The following is a 15,216-nucleotide window of genomic DNA, read 5'->3' as shown; positions in this document are numbered from 1 at the left end:
GACCCTTTCATTCTTCACGGAGCACACACAGCATGAGCGATAAAAAAATCCCGACGCCTGACGCAGTGGAAGAGCCCAGGGGCGTCAGCCGGCGGACATTCCTCGGCACTGGCGCGGTCACTGGCGCCGTGTTGGCGGGCGCCACCGCACTGGGGGCCGGAACATTCACCCGCGAATCCTGGGCGGCAGCGGCCAAGGAGGCCAAGTCGAAGATCCACGTCGGCCCCGGCGAGCTCGACGAATACTACGGTTTCTGGAGCGGCGGCCACCAAGGCGAGGTGAGGGTGCTCGGCGTGCCATCGATGCGCGAGCTGATGCGCATCCCGGTGTTCAACGTCGATTCGGCGACCGGCTGGGGCCTGACCAACGAGAGCAAGCACATTCTCGGCGACAGCGCCAAGTACCAGAACGGCGATTGCCATCACCCGCACATCTCCATGACCGACGGCAAGTACGACGGCAAATACCTGTTCATCAACGACAAGGCCAACTCGCGGGTCGCGCGCATTCGCCTCGACATCATGAAGTGCGACAAGATCCTTACCGTGCCCAACGTGCAAGCGATCCACGGCCTGCGCCTGCAAAAGGTGCCGTACACCAAGTACGTGTTCGCCAACGCCGAGTTCGTCATTCCGCACCCTAACGACGGTCACACCTTCGACCTGCAGGACAAGAACAGCTTCACGATGTTCAACGCCATCGATGCCGAGAAAATGGAGATGGCCTTCCAGGTCATCGTCGACGGCAACCTGGATAACTCGGACGCCGACTACACCGGCAGATACGCCGCCAGCACCTGCTATAACTCGGAGAAGGCCTACGACCTGGGCGGCATGATGCGCAACGAGCGCGACTGGGTCGTGGTGTTCAACATCCCGCGCATCGAGGCGGCGATCAAGGCCGGCAAGTTCATCAACCTGGACGGTTCCAAAGTGCCGGTGGTGGACGGCCGTAAAGTCGATGGCAAGGACAGCGAGTTCACCCGCTACATCCCCGTGCCGAAGAACCCCCACGGTCTCAACACTTCGCCTGACGGCAAATACTTCATCGCCAACGGCAAGCTCTCGCCGACCGTCTCGATGATCGCCATCGACCGCCTGGATGACTTGTTCAACGACCGCTACAAAGACCCGCGCGAAGTCATTGTCGCCGAGCCGGAACTTGGCCTGGGGCCGCTGCACACGACCTTCGACGGACGCGGCAATGCCTATACCACGCTGTTCATCGACAGCCAGGTGGTGAAATGGAACATGGACGAGGCCATCCGCGCCTACAAGGGCGAGAAGGTCAATTACATCAAGCAGAAACTCGACGTGCAGTACCAGCCCGGGCACAACCATGCGTCCCTGACCGAAACCAGCGATGCGGACGGCAAGTGGCTGGTGGTGTTGTGCAAGTTCTCCAAGGACCGTTTCCTGCCCACCGGGCCGCTGCACCCTGAGAACGATCAGTTGATCGATATCTCCGGCGAGGAAATGAAATTGGTCCACGATGGCCCGGCCTTCGCCGAGCCCCACGACTGCATCCTCGCGCGGCGCGACCAGATCAAGACCCAGAAGATCTGGAACCGCAACGACCCGTTTTTCGCCGACACCGTGGCCCGGGCGAAGAAGGACGGCATCAACCTGGAGACTGACAACAAGGTCATCCGCGACGGCAACAAGGTGCGGGTCTACATGACCTCCATGGCGCCGGCCTACGGCCTGACGGAGTTCACCGTCAAACAGGGCAACGAGGTGACGGTGACGATCACCAACATCGACCAGATCGAGGACGTGTCCCACGGTTTTGTCATGACCAACCACGGCGCGAGCATGGAGATCAGCCCGCAGCAAACCTCTTCCATCACCTTCATGGCCGACAAGCCAGGCCTGCATTGGTACTACTGCAGCTGGTTCTGTCATGCGCTGCACATGGAAATGGTCGGGCGCATGCTGGTTGAAAAAGCCTGAGTCATTCATCGAGGAGGCAGGTGCAATGACCGGGAACATGTCGCATGCAAACGCTCATCGAACGGTCATTGCGCTGATGTTCTGTCTGTTGTCGGGCGCTGCGTCCAGCGCGCCGCAATCGATCATGGACTTGCCATTGCAGGCCGAGGGCGACCAGCAATGGCGCCTTCCGGCCGGTGAATACCGTGGCGCGTTCAGCATCGATCAAGCCATGACGCTCACGTGTGCGCCGGACGCGGTATTCCAGGGGCAGGGCGAGGGCAACGGCCTGGTGATCCGGGCGCCGAACGTCCAGGTCCAAGGCTGCACCTTCCTGGACTGGGGCCATGACCTGACGGCCATGAACGCCGCCGTGTTCATCCAGCCTGCAGGGCAAGGCGCGGTGGTGCGGGCGAACCGCATGCAGGGCCAGGGCTTCGGCATCTGGGTCGATGGCACGCGGGACGTCAGCCTCATCGACAACCGCATCCAGGGCGATCCGGGCCTGCGCTCCCAGGATCGTGGCAATGGCATTCACCTGTACGCGGTGCATGGCGCGCGGGTCATCGGCAACCAGATCCGCGACACCCGCGACGGCATCTACATCGACACGTCCAACGGCAATCTGCTGCAGGGCAACACCCTGGAGGATTTGCGCTACGGCGTGCATTACATGTTCGCCAACGACAACCAACTGCTGGGCAACACCACCCGCCGCACTCGCACGGGCTATGCGCTGATGCAAAGCCGTCAGTTGACGGTGATCGGCAACCGTTCCGAACAGGACCAGAACTACGGGATCCTGATGAACTACATCACCTATTCGACCTTGCGCGACAACTTCGTCACGGATGTGCGCGACGGGTCCACCGGCGACACCATGATCACCGGCGCCGAGGGCAAGGCGCTGTTCATCTACAACTCGTTGTTCAACCGCATCGAAGGCAATCATTTAGAGCGCAGCGCCGTGGGCATCCACCTCACTGCCGGCTCGGAGGACAACCGCATCGCCGGCAATGCCTTCGTCCATAACCAGCGCCAGGTCAAATATGTGGCCACGCGGCTGCAGGAATGGTCGGCGGACGGGCGCGGCAATTACTGGAGCGACTACCTGGGCTGGGACCGCAACAGCGACGGCGTTGGTGATGTCGCCTATGAACCCAACGATAACGTTGATCGGCTGCTGTGGTTGTATCCGCAGGTGCGCTTGCTGATGAACAGCCCGGGCGTCGAACTGCTGCGCTGGGTGCAGCGGGCCTTCCCGGTGATGAAATCCCCCGGCGTGATGGACAGCCATCCGCTGATGCAAGCGCCCATTCAACCCTTTCCACGCAACGTTGCCCAGGAGGACGCGTCTTGAACGTCGTCGAAATCGAAGGCGTCAGCCAGCGTTATGGCGACGTCGCCGTGCTGCACGGGCTTGACTTGACCCTGGCCCAAGGCGAAGTGCTCGGCCTGTTCGGGCACAACGGCGCGGGCAAGACCACCACCATGAAGCTGATTCTCGGTTTGCTGCAGGCCAGCTCGGGGCGGGTGCGGGTCTTCGGCCGCGGGCCCAGCGACCCGAATGTGCGGCGGATGCTTGGCTATCTGCCGGAGAACGTCATGTTCTATCCGCAGTTGAGCGGGCTGGAAACCTTGCAGCATTTCGCCCGGCTCAAGGGCGCGGCGCCTGAGCAGGTCGAGCGATTGCTTGAGGAGGTGGGGCTGGCGGGCGCAGCGAAACGGCGGGTGCGCACCTATTCCAAAGGCATGCGCCAGCGCCTCGGGCTGGCCCAGGCCTTGCTCGGCCAGCCGCGCCTGCTGCTGTTGGATGAGCCGACCGTGGGCCTGGACCCCATCGCCACCCAGGACCTTTATCAGTTGCTCGATCGCCTGCGCTGGCAGGGCACCAGCATCATTCTTTGCTCCCATGTCTTGCCGGGTGTGGAGGCACACATCAACCGCGCCGCGATTCTCACCCGGGGGCGGCTGCTGGCCCTGGGCAGCCTGGCGCAATTGCGCGAAGACGCGGAGCTGCCGACGCTGATCCGCGCGTCGGGCCTGTCCCGGGCCGACTGGCTGCGCCAGCACTGGCGCAGCGAAGGGCACGTCACCCAGGGCTGGGGCGCTGAAGGTGTGCAAGTATCCGCGCCGGACGGCAGCAAGTTGGTGTTGCTGCGCCAGTTGCTGGCCCAGGACGACCCGACGGACGTGGAGATCAAGCCTCCCTCGCTGGAAGATTTGTACCGCCACTACATGACCCGCGCAGCGACCGAGGAGGCCGGCCAATGAACCCGATCTGGAACATGGCCCGCAAGGAACTCAGCGACGGCCTGCGCAACCGGTGGCTGTTGGCGATCAGCTTGTTGTTCGCGGTGCTGGCGATCGGCATCGCCTGGCTCGGCGCGGCGGCGTCCGGCCAATTGGGCTTCACCTCGGTGCCGGCGACGGTGGCCAGCCTCGCCAGCCTGGCGACGTTCCTGATGCCGCTGATTGCCTTGCTGCTGGCCTACGACGCGATTGTCGGCGAGGACGAAAGCGGCACGTTGTTGCTGTTGCTGACGTATCCGCTGGGCCGCGGGCAGCTGTTGTTGGGCAAGTTTGTCGGCCATGGGCTGATCCTGGCCCTGGCGACCCTGATTGGCTTTGGCTGCGCGATGCTGGCCATTGCCGTGCTGGTGGATGACGTCGAGCTGAGCCTGCTGCTCTGGGCCTTCGGTCGCTTCATGCTGTCCAGCACGCTGCTCGGTTGGGTGTTCCTCGGGTTGGCCTATGTGCTGAGTTGCCTGTCGGCGGAAAAATCCACCGCGGCGGGGCTGGCGCTGGGCGTGTGGTTTTTCTTCGTGCTGGTGTTCGACCTGGCGCTGCTGGCGTTGCTGGTGCTGAGCGAGGGCCGGTTCAGTCCGGAGCTGTTGCCTTGGCTGTTGCTGTTGAACCCGACTGATGTGTATCGACTGATCAATGTGTCGGGGTTCGACGCCGCTTCCAGTGGGGCCGGCGTGTTGACGCTGGGCAGCGATTTGCCGGTTTCAGCGCCGCTGCTGTGGCTGTGCCTGGGGTTGTGGTTGGGGGTGCCGTTGTGGCTGGCCTATCGGTTGTTCAATCGCCGATGCCCATGAGTTTCTGGTCTTGATGAGGAAGGATGTGATGAACAGGATTTATTTCAAGGTGAGCCGTGTCCTGGCCGGGGTTCTGGTGTGCCTGGCGCTGGTGGCTTGCGACAAGGCTCAATCGCCGCCGGCTGCCCAGGCGGGACTGGCTTTTCATCCTGGGGATGAATGCCATGTGTGTGGCATGGTCATCACCGATTTCCCCGGGCCCAAGGGCGCGGCGGTCGGTGCCGGCGGGACGAAGAAGTTCTGCTCTCCGGCGGAAATGCTTGGCTGGTGGCTGCAACCGGAAAACCACCGCGCCGACGTGAAGCTGTATGTCCACGACATGGGCCGCAGCCATTGGGACGCACCGGACGACGCCCACCTGATCGACGCCCGCACCGCCTACTTCGTGATCGGCTCCGGACTCAAGGGCGCCATGGGCGTGGTCCTGGCCTCCTTCTCCGACCCCGAGGCGGCACAAAAACTCGCCCACGATACCGGCGGCAAAGTCCTGCGTTTGGAGGACATCGACCAGAAGCTGCTGGGGCAGGCCGGGGCGATGTCATCGATGAGTCATTGACCGTTTTTGGGGATCAAATCCTCCCGCCACAAATGCTTCGATTGGCTTGGAACACAAGACCGACACCGATCCCGTGGCGAGGGAGCTTGCTCCCGCTGGGCTGCGCAGCAGCCCTTGGAACAGTTAGCGAGGTGGGTCAGGTTGATTGCGTTGGGCCTTTTTGGGGTCGCTACGCAACCCAGCGGGGATGAATCCCCTCGCCACGGGGATTGGGTGGCTGAAGAAAGGGTTATCAACGCAGCCCTTGTGGCGAGGGGATTCAGCGAAACGTCGCACCGCCCCGCTGGGCTGCGCAGCAGCCCCCACAATGCCAGGTCAGTGCGAGGTCCCCTCGGCAAACTCGATCTTGTTGCCCACGTTGTATTTGCCCGACGGTTTGTTCATCGGCAGGCGTTTGATCTCCTTCAGGGTGTTGCTGTCGTAGACAATCAACGCACCATCGGTATCCCAGATGCTCAGCAGCAGGTAGCGGCCGTCGCGGGTGAATTCGACGTGGGCGGCGGTTTTCCCGGGCATCGGGCGCAGGGTGTGGGCGATTTCCAGAGTCTGCTTGTCGATCAGGTGGATGGCATCGTTGTCGGGGCCGAAAAACACATCGGTCCAGGCATAGCGGGAATTGACATGGCTGCGCAGGAAGAAGCCCGGCCCGAGGGTGGGGATCTGCTTGATGACTTTCCAGGTGTTGAAGTCGATCACCGAAATCAGCCCCTTGCTGATATTGGGCGTGGCGAACACCCAATGCCCATTGCGTTTCCAATAGGTCCCCGAGCCCAGGTGCGGCATGCCCGGCAGCGCGATATCCGTGACGATCCGTCCGGTGTCGAGGTTGATCACTTGCCCGCCCTGGGCCTTGCGCGAGGTGGCGAGTAGCTGCCGATAGTCGGGCGAGAAGGAAAAGTCATCCAGGTAATCCTCGGCCTCGATGCGCCTCGGCACAAAGTCCGGGTTCGGACCGGTGGACAGCTCCCAGACTTCCTTCACGTCCTTCAGCGCGACGATGAAGCTGTCCCGCGGCGGCGCCGTATAGACCGCGCTGACCCGCGATGCCTGGCCGTCCAGCCCGACCGTTGCAACGGTCTTGACCAGCGACAGGTCACGGGCATCCAGCACCACAAGATTGCCCGGCAAGGTATTGCCCACCAGCACCCAGCGACCGTCCTTGCTCACCGCCAGGTTACGGGTATTGAGCCCGGCGCGGACTTCGGCGATGAGCTTGAGGTTGTGCAGGTCGTACAGGCTGATCCAGCCGTCCCGTGACGCGAAGTAGACGAAACGGCCGTCCGGGGAGAATTTCGGGCCGCCGTGCAGGGCGAAATGCGAAGCGAAACGCGCCAGCACCTCGAAGCGATCGCCGTCGACGATATCGACATGGTGATCGCCGGCCTCCACCACCACGAACAGGTTCAGCGGGTCGGCGTTGTGCCGGGGTTTGTCCGGCAGGGTGGCGAGATCCGCCAGCAGGCGATGACTGCGGCGAGTGTCGTCTTCGTTCCAGGTCGGCTCGACGGCGGGTGGGCGCTGGAGATAGTCGGTCAGCCCATCGATCTGCGCGGCATCCAGCACGGTGCCAAACGCTGCCATCTGACTGGCGGGGCGGCCGTTTTCGATGACCTGGCGGATTTCGGCGGGCTTGATCCGGCTCAGGCTTTGCGGCAACAGCGCCGGCCCGGCTGCGCCGATGCGATTGACGCCGTGGCATTGCTGGCAGTGCTGCTGATAGTTGCGCTCGGCCTGGTCCAGGTCCGGCCCTTTGACGTCCGCACCGTGGGCCACGCTGATCCACAGCACTGGAGTGAACCACCAGCCCTTCATGACGCCACCTTCGAGGCGAAGGGTTGAGCCCGTGGCGTCGGATGAATACGCGCCGGATGCTGCACCGACTGCTGGGCAAACAGGCCGACGACCTTGCCGATCACGGTCAATGTGGGCAGCCCGTCGAGGCAGGCCTGGGCCATGTCCGGCAACGCCCCAAGCGTGCCGCGCAGCACCTGTTGGTCAGGGCGCGTGCCGTTGCTGATCAACGCCGCCGGGGTGTCTGCCGAGAGCCCGGCCGCTATCAATCGCTCGGCAATGGTGCGCAGGTTCGACAAGCCCATGTAGAACACCAGCGTCTGGCTGTCATCGGCCAGGCTGCGCCACGGCAAGTCCAGCTCACCGTCGCGCTGCAAATGACCGGTGATGAACCGGCAGGAATTGACCAGGTCGCGATGGGTCAGTGGAATGCCGGCATAGGCCGAGCAGCCGGCCGCGGCAGTGATGCCGGGCACCACCTGGCAGTCGATGCCGCGAGACAACAGGTACTCCAGCTCTTCAGCGCCACGGCCAAAGATGAACGGGTCGCCGCCCTTGAGCCGGACGACTCGCTGGCCCTGGTCCGCCAGATCGGCCAGCAGTTGGTTGATCTGCGGTTGGGGCAGGCTGTGACAACCGGCGGCCTTGCCGACGTAATGGCGGGCGCAAGCCAGTGGGATCAGGCTGAGCAACTGCGGGCTGATCAAGCGGTCGTAGACCACCGCGTCGGCTTGCATCAGCAGGCTCCAGGCTCGCAAGGTCAACAGGCCCGGATCACCGGGACCGGCGCCGACCAGGGCGACTTCCCCAGGCCGGAAGGACGATTGCAGGGCAGCGGGCAAAACGATGGGGGCAGGCATGGGACTTCCTTGGTTCTTCATCAGGTTCGCCGTCGGGCTATCGGGCTATATCGGGCTCAGCGCCACGCTGGGAATCGCGTGCACGCCGATTTCTTCATCGCTCAGGTGGCAACCGGGGTCTTGGCCCCACAGGTCGCCGTCGGCCCAGGCGCGGGTGCGGGTGTTGCCGTTGCAGATCGCCAGCCAGCGGCATTGGCCGCAGCGTCCGCCGACGGCGCGCGGGTGCTCGCGCAGTTTTAGGAGAAGCGGCTCGGGGCGCTCCAGCCAGAGGGTCTTGAACGGTGTCTGGCGGACATTGCCCACCGAGTGCTGCCACCAATACGTGTCGGGATGGACCTCGCCGGTGTTGTCGATGTTGGCGATGCCGGCGCCCGAGGCATTGCCGCCCCAGGCCCGCAGCATTTGCTCCAGCGCGGCGGAGTGTTGAGGCAGGCGCCGGGCGGCCCATTGCAGCAGCAGGATCGCGTCGGCGTCGTTGTTGCCGCTGACAAAGTCACTGTCGCGCCCCTGTTCGACGTCCGCCCAGGCGCGCTCGAAAATCAATTCCATCGCCTCGCGGCTCATCTGCTGGTGGGCGTCGAGCTTGCGGCTGCGCTTGCCGCGACCGCTGTAGTTGAGATGGGACAGGTAGAACTTCTGCACATCGTATTCGTTCATCAGTTCCAGCAGGGTGGGCAACTGCAAATGGTTCTGCTGCGTCAGCGTCGTGCGTAAACCCACCCGAATCCCGCGCGCGCGACAGAGCCGGATCGCCGCCATGGAACTGGCGAAGCTGCCCTTGAGTTGCCGGAATTCATCGTGGGTCGCTTCCAGCCCATCGATGCTGATGCCCACGTAATCGAAGTTCGCCGCCGCGATCTGTTCAATGTTAGTGGCGTCGATCAGCGTGCCGTTGGTGGACAGGGCGACGAAGAACCCTTGGGCGCGGGCATAGGCGCTGAGCTGGAACAGGTCCTCGCGCAGCAACGGTTCGCCGCCGGACAGGATCAGCACCCGTACCCCGGCGTCGTGCAGGTCGTCGATCACTTGCAGGGCTTCGACGGTGTTCAGCTCATCGCGAAACACGCTGTCGGCGGAGGTTGCGTAGCAATGCTTGCAGGTCAGGTTGCAGCGCCTGAGCAGGTTCCAGATCACCACCGGCGCGCGGCGACTACCGGGGGGCGCGACGCGTGGAGCGGGGCATTGCCCGGCCAGGGCGCGCAGGTAATGGCTGATCCTCAACATAAAACGCTCCTTCGGTTGGCATGCAGGGGTTGGCGTGCAGGCTCAGCGCGCGGCCGGCGTCAGGCGCAGGCCGGTTTTCTTCAGGATCCGGCTGCTCACCAGCATGTCGTCGGCGGCGCAGGCATCTCCCAGCAGATAGCGCAGGTGCTCGCGGTAGCTGTCGATTTCCTCGCGGCTGCGCCCGTGGACCATGGCGAACAGGTTGTAGCGCCAGCCGGGGCGGCGCGGTCGGCGGTAGCAATGGCTGACGAAGGGCTGTTCGCCCAACAGCGCACCGAGGCGTGGCATGTCGGCGTCGGCGACATCCCAGACGGTCATGCCGTTGTGGCGGTAGCCGAGGCGATAGTGGTTGGGCACGGCGGCGATGCGGCGGATCGCGCCTTCGGCCTGCAAGCGCTTGAGCAGGTCGAGGGTGGACTCGACGCTCAGGCCCAGTTGCTCGGCGAGCCAGCTCCAGGGATCTTCCAGCAAGGGCAGGCCGGCCTGGGTCAGTTCGACCAGGCGCAGTGCCAGCGGGGTTTCTTCCGGGCTCAGTGGGTGTTGCCGCAGCGAATCAAACCGGGAAATACAAGCCGACATGGTAGGTCTCCTCCTTGGGCAGGTTCAGCGGCACCAGGTCGGTCAGCTGCTCGATGCGCAGCAGGGTGTCGGTGATCGCCTGTTCGCTGGGGCAGGCGAGCACGAACCACATGTTCCAGGCGTGCTCGCGGCGGTAGTTGTGGGCCACTTCGGGCATATCGGCGAGCAGCTCGGCGATGCTGTCGAAACGCGCTTCAGGCACCGACAGGGCGGCGAGGGTGAACGCGCCGCCGAGGCGATCGATGTCGAACATCGGGCCGAAACGGGTCAGCACGCCTTCATTGAGCAGCTCATGCAGGCGGTCGAGCAGCTCGGCGCTGTTGCTGTCCAGTTCGCGGGCCAGGTGCTCCCAGGGATGGCGCACCAGCGGCAAGCCCAGTTGCAGGCGATTGATCAGGCGGCGGTCGAGGTCATCCATCGATCGAGGCTCCGGCCGGTGCGGCGAAACGTCCGCCGCATTGCTTGAACAGGTGCGTGCTGAACAGCAATTGGTGGGGCAGGTCATCCAGCAGATGTTCCTGGAGCAACGCCTGGACCTGGGCCTCGACGCGGTCGCGCTGGCGCCCGTGGATCATGCAGAACAGGTTGTATTGCCACTGCGGCAGGCGTCGTGGCCGTTGGTAGCAAAGGTTGATGCCCGGGGCTTGGCCAAGGCGTCGCCCGACTTCATCGACCAAGGCGTCGGGCACGTCCAGCACCAGCATGGCGTTGGCGGAGAACCCCAAGGCCCGATGGTTGACCACCAGGCCGACGCGGCGGAACAAGCCTTGTTCGTGCCATAACCGCATCTGATCGAGCACCTGCGCTTCACAGGCCTCGATCTGTTCGGCCAAGGCCTGGAAGGGGCGCGGGGTCAGGGGCAGGCCGGTTTCCAGCAGGCGGCGCAGCGCCAGGGATTGTGCCTCGCTGAGGGTGATGTTCATGGGGCGGTCTCCAGGGCAAAGCCCAGGTCGATGCGGTAGGCGGTGAGCATGGGCAGGTCTAGCGGCGTAAGGCCGGTGTCCTGCTCCAGTTCCTGGAGGATGATGTCCAGGTGGGCGCGGTCGGGGCCGGTCAGTACGAACCAGAGGTTGTAGCGATGCTCCCGTGCGTAGTTGTGATTGACTTCGGGGTACTGGCTGACGCGCGCCGCCACCTGGTGCAGGCGCTCCGGCGGCACGGCGAGGGCGGCGAGGGTGCTGGCGCCAGCCCGGCTGTGCTCGAACACCGGTCCGACGCGCGACAATGTCCCCGCCAGTTGCAGGTGCTGGAGGCAGTCGATGACCTGGGCCTCGCTACAGCCCAGGGTTTCGGCCATGGCCTTGAAGGGTTCGGCGCACAGCGGCAAGCCGTGTTGAAAGCGGTCGATCAAGCGGCGGGCGAGAGGGCTGGGTGTCATGGTCAATACCCTGGCTTGTGGGCGCGGCTGCTGAAGAAAATGCCGCTGGGGCTCAGCGACGGCAGCGTGCCGATCCGTTCCAGTCGATAGGGATCCCAGACTTGCACTTCACCGCCATCCCGGACCGACAGCCATAACTGGTCTCCGCGCGCAGTGAATTCCATGTGCAATACCGCCGGCCCGGGCCGAAGGTCGGCGACGATGGCGTGGGTCTGGGTGTCGATGACCTGGACCCGGTCGTTGTCCGGGTAGGCGAAGTTGACCCAGAGTTGGCGTCCGTCCGGTCGCGCGGTGACGAACACCGGTTGCCCGGCGACGGCGATGGCATCGACCTGTTGCCAGGTCGTGGCGTTCATCACCAACACCTGATGGTGACCGACGGCGGGCACGAAGGCCTGTTGGTCGGCCACGGCCCAGCCTTCCAGGTGCGGCATCTTGTACACCGGCAACCGGGCCTCGCCGCGTCCGTAATGCCCCAGCACGCGCTTGACCCCGTGCTCCGGATGCCAGAGATCGAGTTGCGCCATGCCGTCTTCGCCGAAGAGCCCGGCCATGTAATAACGCCCGTCCGGGGTGATCAGCGCGTCATAGGGTTGCTGGCCGATGCCGGTGAAACGCTCGATGCGTGGCGTGGGGCCGTCGCTGAAATCGGCTGTCCAGATCTCGCCGGTGTCGAACAGGCTGAACACGAAACGCTGACCCGGCGCGTCCACCAGGCCCACCACCCGGGAGCGTTTGCCGGCGTCCGGCAGCGGCGTGGCCGGGATGTCGGCGAGCTGTTCCAGGGTCCGGGCATCGAACACCTTCACGCCACCCGGTTCGTAGTTGGACACGGCGATCAGCTTGCCGTCCTGGCTGATCGCGCCGCCGATGCTGTTGCCGCCCTGGAGGATGCGGCGGTCGATGCGGGCGGTCAGCAGGTCGACTTTGCTCAGGCCACCGTCGCGCCCGAACACGTAGGCGTAGCGCTGGTCCCGGGAGAACACCACCGAGGCATGGGACAGGTCGCCGAGGCCGTCGACGCGGGCGAGCAGGGTGTGGCTGTCGCTTTCGATGATTTGCAGGCTGCCGTTGGCGCGTTCAACTACTACGCCCAAGTCGCCAGTGCCGCGCAGGGTGGGCTGGGCGCAACCGGCGAGCAGGATTGCAGCGGTGGCAATGGACAGAAGGGAACGGATCATCGGGCGGGTTTTCCTTGAATAAGCCGGTCCACCAGCCAGCGAATGTCGTCGGGGCCGAGCAGTGGCGCCCAGCCGGGCATGGCGCTGCCGGGGCGGCCGAGGGTGACGGTGGCGATGAGGCTGTCGCGGGATTTTCCCGCCAGGGCTTCGCGGGTCAGCGGCGGGCCGAGGCCGCCGGTCAGGCGCAGGCCGTGGCAGGCGCCACAGTCCTGGTCCAGGAGATGTTGGAGTTGGGCCTGGCGCGGCGGGTCGGGAGCGGCCAGCGCGCAGGCGGGGATAAGCAGGAGGAGGGCGGTGATCGAGGGGGTGAAGCTGTGTCGTTCCATGACGTCCTCCGATATTGAATTTTTGCATGTCCCCTGTGGCGAGGGGATTTATCCCCGCTGGGGTGCGAAGCAGCCCCAGAAAAGCAGAACCTATCTGCCTGACACACCGCGCTGTCAGGTTTCAGGGCTGCTTCGCACCCCAGCGGGGATAAATCCCCTCGCCACAAGTGATTTGCGCCTTGTAAGTTATTTAAGGGTCAGAACCCAAGCCGCCAGCGTCTTGGCCTCTTCTTCCGTCACCGGGTTGGCCGGCATCGGCATCGGTCCCCAGTTGCCTTGGGTGCCTTCCTTGATGTGTTTGGCCAATACGTCCTGGGCTCCGGCAACGCCGGCGTTTTTTGCCGCGACGTCCTTGAGCGCCGGGCCTACCACCTTGGTGTCGATGGAATGGCAGGCCGCGCACGGCTTGCTCTTGAACAGTGTCGGGCCATCATCGGCCAGGGCCGGCAGGCTATAGGCGGCGGTCAAGGCCAGTGCGATCAGAATAGGCTTCATGGTTTTTCCTCTTATTGATGGGGCTCAATAGATGTCGTGTTGGGTGTTGTAGACGTTGAATTTCCCGGTCGGGGTGATCAGGCGCTTGTCCTTGATCACGTTCTTGAGCTTGAGGGTCTTGTCGTCGATCACTACCAGCGCCGACTCGTCTTCCTGGCCGCTCCAGACCGAGAACCAGACTTCATCGCCGGCCTTGTTGTATTCCGGTTGCACCACGCGCAACGCGCCTTTCTTGATACCGGCGTATTCAGCGATTGGCAGCACGGTGTAGCCGGCGTCGAGCTTGTCGATGTTGAACACCGCCACCGATTGGCTGAGCTTGGCGTCCGGGCTGAGGGTGGTGTCGACGTACAGGTGACGGGACTGTGGGTGGGTCTTGATGAACAGCGAACCGCCGCCCTGACCCTGCAGCGAACCCACCTGTTTCCAGGCGTATTGCGGGTGCTTGACCGGGTCGGTGCCGATCAGCGAAACCCCGGCGTCGCCCAAGTGGCTGGTGGCCCAGACCGGTCCGTAGAGCGGATGATTGAAGTTGGCGCCGCGTCCCGGGTGCGGGGTCTTGCCGACGTCCACGAGGGCGGTGAGCTTGCGTTCCTTGGAGTCGATCACCGCGACTTTGTTGGAGTTGTTGGCGGCCGTCATGAAGTAGCGATGGCTGCTGTCCCAACCGCCGTCGTGCAGGAACGGCGCGGCGTCGATGCTGGTGATGGTGAGGTTCTTGATGTCCTGGTAGTTGACCAGCATCACCTTGCCGGTTTCCTTGACGTTGACGATGAACTCCGGCCATTCGTGGGAGGCGATGATCGCCGCGACGCGAGGTTCGGGGTGGTATTGCTGGGTGTCGACGGTCATGCCCCGGGTCGAGACGATCTGCTTGGGCTCCAGGGTCTCGCCGTCCATGATCGTGAACTGCGGCGGCCAGTACGAGCCGGCAATCGTGTACTTGTCTTCGTAGCCCTTGAACTTGGAGGTTTCCACCGAGCGGGCTTCGATGCCTACCTTGATTTCCGCGACCTTGGTCGGCTCTTTCGGCCACAGGTCGATCATGTCGATCTTGGCGTCCCGACCGATCACCAGCAGATAACGTCCGGAGGCCGAGATGCGCGAGATGTGCACCGCGTAACCGGTGTCGATCAGCTTGACGATTTTCTTGGTGTCGCCGTCGATCAGGGCGATCTTGCCGTCGTCGCGCAGGGTCACCGAGAACAGGTTTTGCAGGTTGAGGTTGTTGAGTTGCTTGGTGGGTCGGTCCTCGGGCTTGACCAGGACTTTCCAGGTCTTGAGGGTTTCGGCCATGCCCCATTCCGGTGGTGTCGGCGGGGTGTGCTGGATGAACTTGGCCATCACCGTGATCTGGTCCTTGGTCAGGGCGTTGGAAGTGCCCCAGTTCGGCATGCCGGCGGCGGAGCCATAGGTGATCAGCGCCTCCAGGTAGGCCTGGCCACGTGCCTGGGTGATGTCGGGCGTCAGGGGCTTGCCGGTGGCGCCCTTGCGCAGCACGCCGTGGCAGCCGGCGCAGCGTTGGAAGTAGATTTCCTTGGCCGCGTCGAAGTCGGCCTGGCTCAGGTCCGGCGCGCCGTCGGTCTTGACCATGCGCGGGCTGTCCTGCGAGGTGGCCTGCGCAGGGGGTTGGTCGGCGAAGACGTAAGGGGAGGCCAGCACTGTACACAGCGCCGTGACCCTCATCGCCCACGATTTTTTGTGGCTGATCAGCATTCCATTTCTCCTCAGGCATGACCCGCGCTGCCCCCGTAAATGTCGTCCGGCGCGCAGATTCTTGGTGCGCTGCAAGGC

16 protein-coding genes are annotated in these 15,216 nt (G+C 64.0%); 5 read left to right on the top strand and 11 right to left on the bottom strand.

The features are described from left to right. The first annotated feature begins 32 nt into the window (after positions 1-32). From nosZ to Q7C33_RS15100, 5 genes are read left to right on the top strand one after another with little or no spacing between them, the layout of a single operon-like run. The gene (nosZ, locus tag Q7C33_RS15120) at positions 33-1,952 is read left to right on the top strand and encodes a TAT-dependent nitrous-oxide reductase (RefSeq protein ID WP_407683675.1); all 1,920 of its coding nucleotides are present in this window, start codon (positions 33-35) and stop codon (positions 1,950-1,952) included. Positions 1,953-1,977: 25 nt separating this feature from the next. Further along, complete coding sequence (locus Q7C33_RS15115; protein WP_407683674.1) at positions 1,978-3,291, top strand: nitrous oxide reductase family maturation protein NosD; 1,314 nt, start codon at positions 1,978-1,980, stop codon at positions 3,289-3,291. Continuing rightward, positions 3,288-4,205: an ABC transporter ATP-binding protein gene (locus Q7C33_RS15110; RefSeq protein WP_407683673.1), complete on the top strand. Its 918-nt coding sequence runs from the start codon at positions 3,288-3,290 to the stop codon at positions 4,203-4,205. Before Q7C33_RS15115 ends, Q7C33_RS15110 begins: the two co-directional genes overlap by 4 nt. Continuing rightward, a complete protein-coding gene (locus tag Q7C33_RS15105) occupies positions 4,202-5,032 on the top strand; it encodes an ABC transporter permease (RefSeq protein WP_030138795.1) in 831 nt (276 codons plus the stop codon). Before Q7C33_RS15110 ends, Q7C33_RS15105 begins: the two co-directional genes overlap by 4 nt. A gap of 28 nt (positions 5,033-5,060) precedes the next feature. Continuing rightward, positions 5,061-5,588 (top strand): nitrous oxide reductase accessory protein NosL, encoded by a 528-nt coding sequence (locus Q7C33_RS15100; protein ID WP_407683672.1) that lies wholly within the window; start codon positions 5,061-5,063, stop codon positions 5,586-5,588. Between the two features lie 315 nt (positions 5,589-5,903). Here Q7C33_RS15100 and Q7C33_RS15095 read toward each other — a convergent pair whose 3' ends face one another. From Q7C33_RS15095 to nirS, 11 genes are all read right to left on the bottom strand, one after another. Then, a complete protein-coding gene (locus tag Q7C33_RS15095; RefSeq protein WP_407683671.1) occupies positions 5,904-7,400 on the bottom strand; it encodes a cytochrome D1 domain-containing protein in 1,497 nt (498 codons plus the stop codon). Continuing rightward, entirely contained in the window at positions 7,397-8,239 is an 843-nt protein-coding gene (gene cobA / locus Q7C33_RS15090; RefSeq protein ID WP_407683670.1) for a uroporphyrinogen-III C-methyltransferase, read from the bottom strand. The genes Q7C33_RS15095 and cobA overlap by 4 nt, the downstream gene beginning before the upstream one ends. Before the next feature lie 45 nt (positions 8,240-8,284). Next, the gene (gene nirJ, locus Q7C33_RS15085) at positions 8,285-9,463 is read right to left on the bottom strand and encodes a heme d1 biosynthesis radical SAM protein NirJ (protein ID WP_258650880.1); all 1,179 of its coding nucleotides are present in this window, start codon (positions 9,461-9,463) and stop codon (positions 8,285-8,287) included. 42 nt (positions 9,464-9,505) lie between these two features. Next, positions 9,506-10,042, bottom strand: a complete 537-nt coding sequence (gene ahbB, locus Q7C33_RS15080) for a siroheme decarboxylase subunit beta (protein WP_030138800.1) — start codon at positions 10,040-10,042, stop codon at positions 9,506-9,508. Next, entirely contained in the window at positions 10,017-10,460 is a 444-nt protein-coding gene (locus tag Q7C33_RS15075; RefSeq protein WP_030138801.1) for an Lrp/AsnC family transcriptional regulator, read from the bottom strand. Before Q7C33_RS15075 ends, ahbB (Q7C33_RS15080) begins: the two co-directional genes overlap by 26 nt. Continuing rightward, entirely contained in the window at positions 10,453-10,965 is a 513-nt protein-coding gene (gene ahbB / locus Q7C33_RS15070) for a siroheme decarboxylase subunit beta (protein WP_407683669.1), read from the bottom strand. Before ahbB (Q7C33_RS15070) ends, Q7C33_RS15075 begins: the two co-directional genes overlap by 8 nt. Then, complete coding sequence (locus tag Q7C33_RS15065; RefSeq protein ID WP_030138803.1) at positions 10,962-11,420, bottom strand: Lrp/AsnC family transcriptional regulator; 459 nt, start codon at positions 11,418-11,420, stop codon at positions 10,962-10,964. Before Q7C33_RS15065 ends, ahbB (Q7C33_RS15070) begins: the two co-directional genes overlap by 4 nt. Before the next feature lie 2 nt (positions 11,421-11,422). Next, positions 11,423-12,601 (bottom strand): cytochrome D1 domain-containing protein, encoded by a 1,179-nt coding sequence (locus Q7C33_RS15060; RefSeq protein ID WP_407683668.1) that lies wholly within the window; start codon positions 12,599-12,601, stop codon positions 11,423-11,425. Continuing rightward, positions 12,598-12,927 carry a c-type cytochrome gene (locus tag Q7C33_RS15055; protein WP_323155307.1) on the bottom strand — a complete coding sequence of 110 codons (330 nt, stop codon included), beginning with the start codon at positions 12,925-12,927 and terminating at the stop codon, positions 12,598-12,600. Before Q7C33_RS15055 ends, Q7C33_RS15060 begins: the two co-directional genes overlap by 4 nt. A gap of 186 nt (positions 12,928-13,113) precedes the next feature. Continuing rightward, the gene (locus tag Q7C33_RS15050; RefSeq protein ID WP_030137677.1) at positions 13,114-13,422 is read right to left on the bottom strand and encodes a c-type cytochrome; all 309 of its coding nucleotides are present in this window, start codon (positions 13,420-13,422) and stop codon (positions 13,114-13,116) included. Positions 13,423-13,446: 24 nt separating this feature from the next. Continuing rightward, positions 13,447-15,015 carry a nitrite reductase gene (gene nirS / locus Q7C33_RS15045; RefSeq protein ID WP_407683748.1) on the bottom strand — a complete coding sequence of 523 codons (1,569 nt, stop codon included), beginning with the start codon at positions 15,013-15,015 and terminating at the stop codon, positions 13,447-13,449. Positions 15,016-15,216 lie beyond the last annotated feature (201 nt).

Origin of the sequence: Pseudomonas sp. BP11-1-1 (genome assembly GCF_052112105.1) — a bacterium.
GTDB classification, from domain to species: domain Bacteria; phylum Pseudomonadota; class Gammaproteobacteria; order Pseudomonadales; family Pseudomonadaceae; genus Aquipseudomonas; species Aquipseudomonas alvandae.
The sequence above is the reverse complement of the archived record's forward strand: the minus strand, read 5'-3'. Positions and strand labels throughout refer to the sequence as shown.

What these genes read in the sequence shown, in the direction of transcription:
- nosZ (WP_407683675.1), top strand. Translation starts at nt 33, where the DNA reads ATGAGCGATAAAAAAATCCCGACGCCTGACGCAGTGGAAGAGCCCAGG.
- Q7C33_RS15115 (WP_407683674.1), top strand. Translation starts at nt 1,978, where the DNA reads ATGACCGGGAACATGTCGCATGCAAACGCTCATCGAACGGTCATTGCG.
- Q7C33_RS15105 (WP_030138795.1), top strand. Translation starts at nt 4,202, where the DNA reads ATGAACCCGATCTGGAACATGGCCCGCAAGGAACTCAGCGACGGCCTG.
- Q7C33_RS15100 (WP_407683672.1), top strand. Translation starts at nt 5,061, where the DNA reads ATGAACAGGATTTATTTCAAGGTGAGCCGTGTCCTGGCCGGGGTTCTG.
- Q7C33_RS15095 (WP_407683671.1), bottom strand. Translation starts at nt 7,400, where the DNA reads ATGAAGGGCTGGTGGTTCACTCCAGTGCTGTGGATCAGCGTGGCCCAC.
- cobA (WP_407683670.1), bottom strand. Translation starts at nt 8,239, where the DNA reads ATGCCTGCCCCCATCGTTTTGCCCGCTGCCCTGCAATCGTCCTTCCGG.
- nirJ (WP_258650880.1), bottom strand. Translation starts at nt 9,463, where the DNA reads ATGTTGAGGATCAGCCATTACCTGCGCGCCCTGGCCGGGCAATGCCCC.
- ahbB (WP_030138800.1), bottom strand. Translation starts at nt 10,042, where the DNA reads ATGTCGGCTTGTATTTCCCGGTTTGATTCGCTGCGGCAACACCCACTG.
- Q7C33_RS15075 (WP_030138801.1), bottom strand. Translation starts at nt 10,460, where the DNA reads ATGGATGACCTCGACCGCCGCCTGATCAATCGCCTGCAACTGGGCTTG.
- ahbB (WP_407683669.1), bottom strand. Translation starts at nt 10,965, where the DNA reads ATGAACATCACCCTCAGCGAGGCACAATCCCTGGCGCTGCGCCGCCTG.
- Q7C33_RS15065 (WP_030138803.1), bottom strand. Translation starts at nt 11,420, where the DNA reads ATGACACCCAGCCCTCTCGCCCGCCGCTTGATCGACCGCTTTCAACAC.
- Q7C33_RS15060 (WP_407683668.1), bottom strand. Translation starts at nt 12,601, where the DNA reads ATGATCCGTTCCCTTCTGTCCATTGCCACCGCTGCAATCCTGCTCGCC.
- Q7C33_RS15055 (WP_323155307.1), bottom strand. Translation starts at nt 12,927, where the DNA reads ATGGAACGACACAGCTTCACCCCCTCGATCACCGCCCTCCTCCTGCTT.
- Q7C33_RS15050 (WP_030137677.1), bottom strand. Translation starts at nt 13,422, where the DNA reads ATGAAGCCTATTCTGATCGCACTGGCCTTGACCGCCGCCTATAGCCTG.
- nirS (WP_407683748.1), bottom strand. Translation starts at nt 15,015, where the DNA reads ATGGTCAAGACCGACGGCGCGCCGGACCTGAGCCAGGCCGACTTCGAC.